Raw genomic sequence first — 12212 nt, forward strand, 5'->3', positions numbered from 1 at the left:
AAATGATTAAATGACCTTCGCTTCTTCGTGCAATAATCTTACTAATTCTTCGGGAGTATCTGCAGGAATTAATTTAACACCTGATTTTGCCGGAGGCAATTCAAACGACTTTATAGAAGTCAAAGGCTCAATAGTGGTAGGGTCAATAACTTTTAATGGTTTACTTCTTGCTCCCATAATACCTTTCATATTAGGAATGCGTTGCTCTGCAACCCCCTTTTGACAACTAACTACTACGGGTAACTGTGCCTGGTTGGTTTCTTCCCCGCCCTCAATTTCACGAATAACGGTAGCTTGCCCGTTAGCGATATCAAATTTTGTAGCCAGTGAAATATAAGGGAGTTCTAATAACTCTGCCAGCATGCCGCCAACGGAGGATCCATTGTAATCGATGGTTTCTTTACCTGTGAAGATCAGATCGTAACTACCTTCTTTGGCTACTTCTGCAATTTGTGAAGCGATATAAAAGCTGTCGCTGCTTTCAGCATTTATGCGAATGGCTTCGTCGCCGCCTAGTGCCAAAGCCTTTCGGATAATAGGTTCTGTATCTGCAGCGCCCACAGTTATCAAATGAATAACCGCCGAAGCATCCGCTTCTTTTAACTCAATTGCTCTTACCAGGGCATACCATTCATCGTAAGGGTTGATGATCCATTGTACGCCATCCGCAGCGAATTTCGTATTGTTATCTGTGAAAGCTATTTTTGCCGTTGTATCCGGCGATTTAGTAATGCAGACTAATATTTTCATATAGCGAAATTTATAAGCAATATTTATATTAAATATACCGGATATAAATTTAAAAATAAAATAGAAGTGGAACGAATTGAAAAGTTAAAAGAGTTTTTAAAAAGTAATCCGGATGACAGTTTTTTAAAGCATGCCTTGGCATTGGAATATATAAAAATAAGTGAAGATGCAACTGCGAGAACACTGTTTGAAGATATACTGCAAACGGAACCGGGTTATGTGGGATCTTACTATCATTTAGGAAAGTTACTGGAACGCATAAACGATAGAACGACTGCGATTACTATTTATGAAAAAGGAATGAAGGAAGCAAAACAGGCAGGTGATAATCATGCATACAGCGAATTGCAGACAGCGTATGATGATTTGATGGATTGATATTATTAAATTTTACGAATGGATCTGTTAAAAGAGTTTAAGGACTACATTAAAAAAGAAGATCTTTTTCAACCAAAAGATAAATTACTCCTTGCCGTTAGCGGTGGAGTAGATTCTGTTGTGTTGTGTGAACTTTGTAAACAGGCGGGTTATGATTTTACAATAGCACATTGTAATTTTCAATTAAGAGGAGAGGAGAGTGAACGGGACGAACAATTTGTAAGGAACTTAGCAACTACATATAATGTTGAAGTCTTTATTAAAAAATTTGATACCAACAAGTATGTAGCAGAAACAAAAGCCGGTGTGCAGGAAGCTGCGAGAGAACTGAGGTATAGCTGGTTTAAAGAGATCATAAATGGTGCTTCTTCATTCCTATATCTGGTTACAGCCCATCATGCTAATGATAATATCGAAACGGTATTAATGAATTTTTTTAAAGGAACCGGCATTAGTGGGCTGCATGGCATCTTGCCAAAACACAATAAGATAATCAGGCCTTTATTGTTTGCAACAAAAGATGAGATCAAAGCTTTCGCAAAAGAAAATGATTTATCGTTTGTAGAAGATTCGTCGAATACTTCCAATAAATACACACGCAATTATTTTCGTAATCAATTGATCCCTGATCTGCAAAAAACATTTCCGCAGGTAGAGAAAAATTTGATTGATAATATTGAGCGATTCAAAGATGTTGAGTTGTTATATCAACAGTCCATCGATCTTCATAAAAAGAAATTAGTAGAAAAAAAAGGAAATGAATTTCATATTCCTGTATTGAAATTATTACAGTCAAAGCCTTTAGCTACCATTATTTACGAGATCATTAAAGACTTTGGTTTTTCCTCACAACAGGTAAATGAAATAATTGCGTTATTGCAGAGCGAGTCGGGCAAATACGTTCAGTCATCTTCTTACAGAATTATTAAAAATCGTAACTGGTTGATTGTTTCACCTAATAAAACGGAAGAAGCCGGCAATATTTTAATTGAAGAATGCGATAAAAGAATAGTTTTCCAAAATGGAGCTCTTGAAATAAATAAAATACTAAATACTCAATATTCAATAATCAATTCTCAATTGACTGCGCAACTTGATGCTTCAGAAGTACAATTTCCGTTATTGTTACGCAAATGGAAACAAGGAGATTATTTTTATCCGTTGGGTATGAAAAAAAAGAAAAAGCTGAGTCGCTTTTTTATCGATCAGAAATTATCACTTACCGATAAAGAAAAAGTGTGGGTGCTTGAAAGCAATAAACGAATTGTATGGATCGTCGGGTTGCGTATTGATGATCGTTTTAAGATCATCCCTTCTACAGAAAATGTTCTGCAAGTGAATTTAATTTCCCAGTAAACTTGGATGCTTTAATTGTTCAAGGATCAAGCCTATCAGGTCGGGTTGCAAAACTGCTACTATTAGAAAAGTGAATATCAGCCCGAATAGCGAACCCCAGAGATGCGCATCGTGATTGACATTGCCAATGTTTCTCTTGCTCATATATACACAGTATACAATGTAGAGTACTGCATATAAAGCCGCTGAAATTTTTATTGCCCCCCAAATATAAATACTGTCCCAGGGCATAAACAGAATAGAACCAAAAACCACGGCAGAAACTGCTCCGGAAGCTCCTAGCGATAAATAATTGGAATCGTCTTTATGTTTAAAATAGCTCGGCAGATCAGAAACAATCAGCGCTAAAAAATATAGAATTATAAAACTTATAGAGCCGCCAAGTCTTCCATATATAAATATCTTTTCCAGGTTCTGTCCAAAAAAATAAAAGGTAAACATGTTAAAGAACAAGTGCATAAAATCTGCATGTATAAAACCAGAACTTATGAAGCGATAATATTGTTGATGTCGTTTTACTCCATAGGGCCACATAATGGCTTTTTCGGTGATGTTCCTATTGTAAAACCCAAGTAATGAAACGATGATATTGATGAGAAGTATAATAATGGTTGCGGGGAAATTGCTGAAGTCGCCTAAATTCATGAACATTTTTTTTCAAAACTAAGTAATAATTAACTGTGATGATATTTTTCGTTGCGGAGGATAGAACAGGCACGATAGATTTGTTCCGATAATAATAAGCGCACTAATTGATGCGGAAAAACCAGCCGGGATAAGCTCCAGGTATAATTGGCTCTTCCTGCAATTTCCTTACTTACCCCAAAAGCGCCCCCGATCAAAAAAACTATAGTGCGTACACTTTCATTTCCTCGTGTTTGAATAAATGTAGCCAGCTCTTCACTACTTAATTGTTTGCCTCTTTCATCCAGCAAAACCAAATAGTCTTCTTTTTTTAATGCAGATAAAATGATCTCTGCTTCTTTCTTTTTTAGATCCGTTTCGCTTAATGTGCCTGCATTTTTTGGAGGAGCAATGATCTTCCATTCCGCAGGATAATATCCTGTAATGCGTTTGGTAAAAAGATCGATTCCTTCTTTTACATAAAAATCATGCATTTTGCCGATGGTCCAAAGTTCAATTTTCATGTATAAAATTTCAATGGCAAATTTGCAAAAACGCTTGGGTACGATAAAATAAATCTTTATCTTTGCCGCCCATTGGCTGCGTAGCTCAACTGAATAGAGCATCTGACTACGGATCAGAAGGTTTTAGGTTTGAATCCTAACGCGGTCACAAGCTAGACAAGGGTTTCAACGTTTTTTCGTTGAGACCCTTTTTAATTTGCGCACCATTTGCGCACGCTTACCTAATTTTTGACTTTTTAATTATATTAATTTTACAATCAAAAAATGCCCAAAAGTCCAATTCGAAAAAAGAAGGTCAAAAAAAAGAAAAGTAAAAAAGAATATGATGATTATTTTGATGGTGGTTATTATGAAGTTATAAGAAAGGGAAAAAATGTCTTTACTAGATTAAAAATGTCTAAACAAGAGCATGCAGCTTGGATGCTTCAAATTGAAGAAAATCGTCCCAAACTATACGAAGAAATTAAACAGGATATTGAAAGAGTAAAGAACCTAATTAATTCTCACGATAAGATTTATATAATTGCAGGCATAGCCTCCCTTGCTTTCGAAGAAATGGAAAATAATCCTGAAAAAGATGAAAGCGACCCCGAGGTTTCAATGGAATATTGTCAAAGTATTGCATTAGCATTTGATAATGAAAGCACAGTTATTCCAACTAAAGAAGTACTCCAAAAAATTTATGAGCTTATCAAAAAAATCCGTAATGACTTTAAATATTATTATCTTTTTGAAAATGTAAATAAGCAAATTCCAGATGTTCAAGCTGAAATTCGTGCCGGTATGATTTCGGAATCACTTTATATACGTGGAGAAGGATACTTAAAACATATAAAAGAATTATTTGCCGAGTTATTTTCCTCTCACGATACCTTTTTTCAAAAGCACTTTGGCTTTAATTCCGGAGATATAATTAAAACTATTGAAGACCTAGAATATTCATTTCGTTCTAGATTAACTAGTAAAGAGGGAAAACCTAATCCCATCTTCTTAAATAGCTTTAGAAAATGGCAGCTTTCAGAAAACAACACACCACAAAGTTTTTTGCAACAAAATCCTGGCTTTGCTATCGAAAATGGTATGCCTGCATTATACTATGTACTAGAAATAAGTTCTTTTGAAAAACTTTACAGGATAAGACATCTTAATGAGGTCCAAAAAAAAGTAGTTGAAGTTTTGAGCTTGAAGTTTGGTGATAATACTGAATTTGGTAATTGTGAAATTTTAAATGATAGCAAAATATTTTCTTATCCAATTGTTCAGGGGAAGGATGAGAATTACTACCTATTTTCGATGTATCTCGGTGCAAGAAATTATATCAGAATAGCTATGAATCTAATTCGTCAAGCTGATTTGGGATATTATAACAAGTCTTTTTTAAACAACCGTGTACTTATTTCTAAAGATAATTTTATTGAAAGAAAGGTAAAAACGTTGTTTGAAAAAATGTTGCCTGGAGCCAAATTTTATCCAAATGTTAAATACAATTACCCCACACCAAATGTAGATATTAAATGTGCTAAAGCCTTAGATGGTAACTATGAGTTAGATATTTTAGGAATTAGTGAGAATGCTACCTATTTTATCGAGGTGAAATCCGGTCTATTAAATGAAAAAGCAAAAAGAGGTGCGCTTTTAACATTGCATTCCGATTTAACCAAATTAATAGGCGATGCAATTTGTCAAAGTTATCGGGCTTACCGTTTTGCATTAGATAATGAAGATAGTTTTTTTACTTCATGCGATTTAGTTCAGATAAGTCCAATCAATCGAAAAAATGTTTATCGAATATCTGTTAGTTTTTCTTATATGGGTGGATTAATAAGTTCGCTTGATAAACTTCAACAATTTGGGGTAATTGAAAATAATGTTGAATTCGCATGGGCTGTTAATATTTATGATTTAATGGCGTTTAGTGAAATTATAGATTCCGAACAAGAGTTCATAGATTATCTAGATAGGAGAATTCCTTTATATCAGGACAAAAGACTGACAAATTTGGACGAGACTGCATTACTAGGACTTTTTTACGAAGATGATTTAAATATTCACAAAGACCTGAAAAATACCGACACTGTAAGTTTGAATTCAAGAAGTTATATGAAAGAGATTGACGCTTTTTTTGATAAAGGAGGCGATAAACCCAAAAAAAAACAGAGCTACATGAAAAGAAAAATTTAGAATTTCATGAAATTTTTCGCAATAAAATATATACTGACCCAGTTTGCCAACTTCCATTTTTTCGATAAGTCTTGACTTTACGTTTGTTTAATTCATCGGCTATTGATTGTGCACTTTTAAAGCCAAGCCTTTTCAATCGTAGTAGAATTGGCTTCATGCGTTCTAAAAAAATCTTCGAGCGATTGATATTACGCTTAGCAAGAACTTTTCCAAATTCTCCTAGCCGCACACCTCTCTTTTTTGCCACCGCCAAAGCAGCCTTTGTATTCTTACTAATTTGTTCTCTCTCGTTTTGGTCAAAGGCAGCTATGACATGTAAAAGAAACTTACTAGCGTATGGATATTCAACCGCAATGATATTGAACTTGTCTTCCATCAATGCTGATACATAAGCTACGTTTCTACCGAGGCGATTGAGTTTTGCGATAATAAGTGTTGCTTTTTTTTCTCTACAGTATTTTATAGCTTCTATCAAAATTGGTCGACTTCGTTTTTTGCCGCTCTCCACCTCAATAAATTCTTTAGCAATTTTAAATTTGTTTCCCTTTGCAAAGGTCCGAACAGAATATTCCTGCGCCTTTAAACCTAGCCCACTAATGCCCTGCTTTTTCGTTGAGACACGGTAATATGCCACTGCATTTTTGATCATAAAAACAAGTATAAACTGTATATATTAACGAACGGTTATTTATCCACATTTTTACTCTTTTTTGTTAAAAAGATATCTTGTAAAGACTCAATAGATAAGGCTTTTAGGACATTTTGATTTTGGTTAATTATACCGAAATTTGTATATACTAACGTTCATATATAAACGCAAAAATAGAATCTTTCCTACCTTTAGTATCTCATCCCATTTAGCAAATTCGTACTCTCCATAGAGAGAATTTTGTCACCAATAAAATCAGAAATATGAGATTAATTATTGCGATGGTTACGATCGCTATGTTTGTAACGTTTTCAAGTTTTGCGCAGACGAAAACAAAAGCAGTTAAAAAAAGCGCGACATCTACTAAATCGACAAAAAATGTCTCACTACCTACTACCTATTCTATTGAGCTTCACAAACTCAATGATTTCGATAGCCTAAAAAATTTATATCCGTGGCTAGAGTCAGCGGACGAAAGACAGAGCTATACAAAATTTGCCAATTACAATTTAGGTACTAAGAAATTCTTCATCTTTTATCAAGAGGGCGAATGCGGAATTTTGGGTTGTACTTTAAAAATTTTTGTACTCGATAGTATAAAAAATATTCACAGTAAAGCACTAGATGTAACATTTAACGCTGAGACAGATATTGCAATGCTCTCAAAAGTGAAATCCGAATATTTCGTATTCTTCTATGGCGCGCAGGATCAGGCTTCGTGGAAAATGATCAAAGATGAATTCATAAAACAATAAATTAAATACACTTATATGAAACAGTTATTTTTAGCTCTTTTAAGCACTTTGATCTTAATGGCTGGCCTTTCTGCCCAAATAAAACAAACTAATAAAAATATTGATCGTGCGATAGAGACAGCCAGTACAATTGCAGATATTTTTAAAGCAAAAAAGAAAATTAGAAATGATGTCGATTCCATTAAAAATGTGATTTCAACAAACGCTAAGCTTAAGCCTGGCGATTTATCTCCTAATGCTGTAGTACTTGATGTTGATCGTATGTACAACTTCAATCATGGCGCTGCTGTCGTTCAAAAAGGCAACAAATATGCAATGATGGACACTACAGGGAATACAGTTATAGGGTTTGGCAACACCGTTATTCTTAGTAAAAGCCCACAATTTTTATACGAGCGAAAATTTACGAATAAGCTAACTTCTTACTCGGGAGAAATGAGTACAGGATTATTTTCAGGAGATGGATTTATTAACTATAAAGGTGAGATTATTGGTTCTTCTTTTATAAAAAAAGGATTTATAATTAACGGGCTTTCATACGATGGAAAATATGTGAGCTTTTATTTAAACAAGAAATACGTCTATGTAGATGTTGATCAAAATTCTTATTCAGTCGAAGAAAACTTGAAAAATCTTTCTGAAAATATTGGCATCACAGTGAAGCGTAGTGCGAATGGAAAGGAATTGTATGGATATAGAAATTTAGGCAATAAAGCTATTACCGATAAAATCTATGATGTAGCAGAACCTTTCTTTGATGGCATGGCTTGTGTAGGCAAGAAGGATTTCTATGGAGAAGTTAAATATGGCTTTATTGATACGACGGGAAAAGAAGTTATTCCTTGTCAATATACTAATGAACCTATGAACTTTTCTTGCGGATTTGCAAAGGTTGTTCCTAAAGATAAAGGAGAATATAAAAGCTGTTACATCAATAAAAAGGGAGATGTCGTTTTTAAAATAAAGGACAAAGATTTTGATATGTTCCTAAGAGGTTATGCTTTCAACGGAACTTCTGTTATGGACACGCTAGGAAAGATATATACGCATACGCAGTTTCTAGAAAAATGGGGAATCAAATCTGACCTTTTAATTCTGGATTATAAATATGCTTTTAATGATGGAAAAATCAGAGTTCGCGGTAAATCGAAACAAGAGCCAGCCCAACAGGCATTTGGTTATATAGATTTAAGAACAAATAAGTTTGTAGAACCCTATTTTAGAGATTGGGGCGCCAGCGCAGGAAATGCACCTTATTTTGATCCTGTAGCTAAACTTGCATACGTAGAATACTATTTGGGCAAAGATGCAGCAGGTAAAGAAAAATACCGCAAAGGCTATATTAATGAAGATGGCATTTTTATGATAGTGATGGCAGAAAAATCTGCATGGTAGTGAGGTTTATCGTTTCCCGTTTCAAGCCGGTCATTTGACCGGTTTTTTTATTTCATTTAGGTCTTATCTTTGGTTTTAAATTATCCGTTATATGGAGGTCATTTGTTTACAAGAACCAGCCTTTTACGCGCTTATAGAAGAGGTCTATGAGCGTCTTAAAATCAAAGAGCAACTTAAAGAAGACAAGTGGATCACCGACGAGCAGGCTATGGCTCTTCTCAACATCAAATCAAAAACAACAATGCAGAAGCTAAGAGATGAGGGAAAGCTCCGCTATTCGCATCCGCAGAAGAAAACTATTCTTTACGACCGAAACTCTATCAACGAATATCTCGAAAAAAATGCGAGGGAAACATTTTAAAAATGGAAAACGAACAAACACCAACGCCGGAATATCAGAAAGGTTTTAATGAGGGCTATCTTATAACTAAGCATTTACCTGATTTAGCAGATACGATTTCCAAAGCAATTACTGCTTCAGAAAGATCGGAAGGATTTAAAGATGGCCGTAATGAATTTAATTTAGAAAAAACAGTGAGTATAATGCCTGCCTATCTAAAGGGTAATTTCAGAGAAAATCATTCACATGTTAAAGAAAAAGACAGGGATGACAGGGATATTTCTTTTGAAAATGATTAAAATTATTCTTTCTCGGGTTCGATTGAATCTCGATTATTCCCTGACTCTTTTATATTAAAAGGCTTTAAATAATCAGGTAGAAATTGAGAGTACAGTTTTGGAACATCGGTAAACTTTGAAACCTCTGAGACCTTTTCCTTTTTTTCATTCACAGAATTTTGATTTGCCGGAATTTTTTCTTTTTCATCGGGATTTTTATAAATAATCATTCCATCCATCAATCTTTGATTTAAAATTTCCTGCTCACTTTCAGGCAAACTTCTTGATAAAAAATCTACTTTTTTAAAGGCTTCTATCCTGGCCTCCTGAATATCTTTATTTAATAAATCAATTCTTTCAAAAGCAGATGCGGGATTAAAATTTAGAGGTTTAAGACGAGGACCTTCTTCCAGAATTTCTTTAATCAGTTCAAGTTTGGGTTTAATAATATTACGTGTGTCACTTGCAATATTGTCGACAATTTCTTCTTTAGAAAGTTGGTTATTCGTTTCCAAGTTTGATTTTTTAGCTAATTACAAAAATGTTTTCATTTGTGCAAGGGTGTTTTCCCCGTAATAGATTGGGTATAAAAGTCTGGCTTGATTAGCAAATAATTTGTAGGTTCGGCCTTAACTTAACCGAACATTATTCGCCCTTGAATAAATTTAATCTTGATACCATCCTTATTGAATTCTCAGGTCACAACTGGACAGCGCGCCAGGCTGTGGAAGGAACTCAAATATTCGGAGGTATTGGCTCCGGAAAAACTTCAGGATCAGGCCGTTTTCTTGCATTAAAATATTTAAGCGCTGGTTTTGGCGGTCTTGTACTTACTGCCAAGACGGATGAACGTGAATTGTGGGAAGAATATTGCCGTCTTACAAATCGAATGAATGATCTCATTGTCGTATCTCCCAATAATAATAATTTTTTTAATTTCCTTGAATATGAATCAAGGGAAACGGAAAGCGGTAAATCACTTTCAGAAAATATCGTTCAAATTCTTAAAGCGGTTATACAGGCGGGAGAAGAAAAGGATGGACAATCAGATGATCAATTTTGGGAATCTGCCTTGGATATGCTCATTTCCAATTCTGTAGATCTTTGCTTACTTGCCTATGGCAAAGTAAATATTCAAATGCTCTATGACATTGTTCAGAGCTTGCCCAATAAAAACGATAATTCAAAGGATGACTCGAAAACACTTACAGCTTTTGAAAAAGCCTATTCTTGCGCTGTTCAAAATGTTTTTTCAAAAATCACTGCATTTCAAAGCAATTTTTCAAATAAGGAAATTATTGGAATGACTGAACTTGGCATTGCTGATCAAACCATTCAGAAAAATGTTCCGGAAGCCAGAATGCTTAATATCATTTACCAGTTTTTTAAAGAGACGCTTTTTAAACTGGCAGAAAAAACAAGGTCAATCATAGACTTCTCCTTTTCTGGTTTTTTATATCGGTTGTTACGCGAACCTGTGTATTCACTTTTTTGCAGCAATTCTTCTTCATTTCTTCCTGAGGATTGCCTTAAAGGAAAAATTATACTCATTGATCTGCCCGTGAAAACCTTTCACAAAGTCGGAAGAGACAGTCAGATACTCATCAAATATATCTGGCAACGTGCAATGGAAAAAAGAAATATCAGGGATAATGATGTGCCTGTTTTTTTATGGGCAGATGAGGCACAGCATTTTCTTCACCCCCATGATGCCGATTATCAGGCAACAGCTCGCAGCAGTAGAATCGCCACTGTATATATTTCTCAAAACCTTCCGAATTATTACGCCAGTATGGGTGGCCCTAAAGCAGACTATAAAGTGAAAAGCTTTTTGGGAACACTGGGAACAAAATTATTTCATTCGAATGCTGACAATGAAACGAATAAATATGCTTCTGAACTAATCGGGGAAGCTTTTTATTTAGATACGTCAAAGACGGCAAGTTTTAGCGGTAAATTCTCCGGTTCAAATACTAAATCATTAAAAATTGATAAAGCAATAAGACCTGAACAATTTACAAGGCTTAAAAATGGAAGTCCGGGTAACAATTTTATTGTGGAAGGATATATGCATTTACAAAGTGCCAACTTATTAGAAGGTAACTATCTCAAAGTTGCCTTCAACCAAAATTTCAAACCATAACCTAAAAATATAATACACATGGAAAAAGAAATGTTTTACCGGCACAGATTCGGACGTAAAAATTTATTAATGGGATATCTCCTGACGTTCTTTTTAATGCTTTCTTCTTACCCGCGACTTTTATTAGAGGTTTTTATTCGGAAGGATTTTGGTGAACGTTATTTTAAAATGATTTCTGCTATAACTGTAGCTTTCATACTATTTGCAATTCCTGCAAAATTTGCCGCAAAAATGTACAGACATGATGGCCTATCAACTGCACTTTTCCACTATGGGACATGGTATCTTTTCATCGTTTATTTTCTCTTTGTCAGTTACGGGCATCATCAAAAAATAAAGCGTAATCCTTCGGTATTCGACTTTGCAAAATTTAGTGTTTACAGCGGAACACTTAATCCCAAATTTTATGAACCCGTTTTAGGAAGTCGACAAATGAAGTTTAACAGGCGGCAAGTGGAAACAATTGTGGAACCTGCTTTATTCTTTTTAATCGGTATTGCGCTTTGGATTATGCAGCAAAAACTAGGTATCCTGTTAGTCGTTTCAAGTATAATTTATTCCCTGGGATATGCCGCTGAATATGTCGCGGGTGATAATTATATAATGAACATGATTGACCAGAAAATATTCAATCAACGCCTGGAAAGAAATTTTGTATTTGATGAGGAAATGACAGATTGCGAAAATTTCCGCGGCAGGAAACCCAGCAGTGAAAATCTAAGACGGCAACTGCTTTCATCTATGATGGGTGAAGAGGAAGCCATACTGGCAAAATAGGCCAAAGCTATGCTTCGGAGAGATGTCTGATGAGAAAACTTTGCGGTACGTCCAGAGAAAAC

The 12212-nt window shown here is 34.9% G+C and carries 14 protein-coding genes and 1 tRNA gene; 10 read left to right on the forward strand and 5 right to left on the reverse strand.

Annotated elements, in window-relative coordinates; all coding sequences use genetic code 11:
* Positions 1-6 precede the first annotated feature (6 nt).
* Positions 7-750: an electron transfer flavoprotein subunit beta/FixA family protein gene (locus K9M53_RS05705; protein ID WP_224018662.1), complete on the reverse strand. Its 744-nt coding sequence runs from the start codon at positions 748-750 to the stop codon at positions 7-9.
* 66 nt (positions 751-816) lie between these two features.
* Here K9M53_RS05705 and K9M53_RS05710 point away from each other — a divergent pair, with 66 nt between their 5' ends.
* Together K9M53_RS05710 and tilS are read left to right on the forward strand one after the other, a co-directional pair.
* Positions 817-1128, forward strand: a complete 312-nt coding sequence (locus tag K9M53_RS05710; protein ID WP_224018663.1) for a tetratricopeptide repeat protein — start codon at positions 817-819, stop codon at positions 1126-1128.
* Positions 1129-1146: 18 nt separating this feature from the next.
* Entirely contained in the window at positions 1147-2484 is a 1338-nt protein-coding gene (tilS, locus tag K9M53_RS05715; protein WP_224018664.1) for a tRNA lysidine(34) synthetase TilS, read from the forward strand.
* On the opposite strand, the gene K9M53_RS05720 is transcribed toward tilS, so the two are convergent.
* Both K9M53_RS05720 and K9M53_RS05725 read right to left on the reverse strand, forming a co-directional pair.
* On the reverse strand, positions 2470-3129 hold the full coding sequence (locus K9M53_RS05720; protein WP_224018665.1) for a rhomboid family intramembrane serine protease: 660 nt from the start codon (positions 3127-3129) through the stop codon (positions 2470-2472). The genes tilS and K9M53_RS05720 overlap by 15 nt on opposite strands.
* Before the next feature lie 29 nt (positions 3130-3158).
* Positions 3159-3632, reverse strand: a complete 474-nt coding sequence (locus K9M53_RS05725; protein ID WP_224018666.1) for a 23S rRNA (pseudouridine(1915)-N(3))-methyltransferase RlmH — start codon at positions 3630-3632, stop codon at positions 3159-3161.
* A 74-nt stretch (positions 3633-3706) separates the two neighbouring features.
* Here K9M53_RS05725 and K9M53_RS05730 point away from each other — a divergent pair.
* Together K9M53_RS05730 and K9M53_RS05735 are read left to right on the forward strand one after the other, a co-directional pair.
* Positions 3707-3780 (forward strand) — tRNA-Arg (locus K9M53_RS05730).
* A 116-nt stretch (positions 3781-3896) separates the two neighbouring features.
* Positions 3897-5813, forward strand: coding sequence for a hypothetical protein (locus K9M53_RS05735; RefSeq protein WP_224018667.1), 1917 nt, complete (start codon positions 3897-3899; stop codon positions 5811-5813).
* A 4-nt stretch (positions 5814-5817) separates the two neighbouring features.
* Here the strand turns inward: K9M53_RS05735 and K9M53_RS05740 are convergent, their stop codons facing one another.
* Positions 5818-6462, reverse strand: coding sequence for a recombinase family protein (locus K9M53_RS05740; protein ID WP_224018668.1), 645 nt, complete (start codon positions 6460-6462; stop codon positions 5818-5820).
* A gap of 263 nt (positions 6463-6725) precedes the next feature.
* Here K9M53_RS05740 and K9M53_RS05745 point away from each other — a divergent pair, with 263 nt between their 5' ends.
* The 4 genes from K9M53_RS05745 (at position 6726) to K9M53_RS05760 (ending at position 9251) form a co-directional block, all read left to right on the forward strand.
* A complete protein-coding gene (locus K9M53_RS05745) occupies positions 6726-7217 on the forward strand; it encodes a hypothetical protein (protein ID WP_224018669.1) in 492 nt (163 codons plus the stop codon).
* A gap of 15 nt (positions 7218-7232) precedes the next feature.
* Complete coding sequence (locus K9M53_RS05750; RefSeq protein WP_224018670.1) at positions 7233-8612, forward strand: WG repeat-containing protein; 1380 nt, start codon at positions 7233-7235, stop codon at positions 8610-8612.
* A 91-nt stretch (positions 8613-8703) separates the two neighbouring features.
* Complete coding sequence (locus K9M53_RS05755) at positions 8704-8973, forward strand: helix-turn-helix domain-containing protein (RefSeq protein ID WP_224018671.1); 270 nt, start codon at positions 8704-8706, stop codon at positions 8971-8973.
* 2 nt (positions 8974-8975) lie between these two features.
* Positions 8976-9251, forward strand: coding sequence for a hypothetical protein (locus tag K9M53_RS05760; protein WP_224018672.1), 276 nt, complete (start codon positions 8976-8978; stop codon positions 9249-9251).
* A 2-nt stretch (positions 9252-9253) separates the two neighbouring features.
* Here the strand turns inward: K9M53_RS05760 and K9M53_RS05765 are convergent, their stop codons facing one another.
* Positions 9254-9745: a hypothetical protein gene (locus K9M53_RS05765; RefSeq protein WP_224018673.1), complete on the reverse strand. Its 492-nt coding sequence runs from the start codon at positions 9743-9745 to the stop codon at positions 9254-9256.
* Between the two features lie 140 nt (positions 9746-9885).
* Here K9M53_RS05765 and K9M53_RS05770 point away from each other — a divergent pair, with 140 nt between their 5' ends.
* Positions 9886-11373: a type IV secretory system conjugative DNA transfer family protein gene (locus K9M53_RS05770; RefSeq protein ID WP_224018674.1), complete on the forward strand. Its 1488-nt coding sequence runs from the start codon at positions 9886-9888 to the stop codon at positions 11371-11373.
* 18 nt (positions 11374-11391) lie between these two features.
* Positions 11392-12150, forward strand: coding sequence for a hypothetical protein (locus tag K9M53_RS05775; RefSeq protein ID WP_224018675.1), 759 nt, complete (start codon positions 11392-11394; stop codon positions 12148-12150).
* The last annotated feature ends 62 nt before the right edge of the window (positions 12151-12212 follow it).

It is taken from the genome of Ferruginibacter albus (assembly GCF_020042285.1).
GTDB lineage: Bacteria > Bacteroidota > Bacteroidia > Chitinophagales > Chitinophagaceae > Ferruginibacter > Ferruginibacter albus.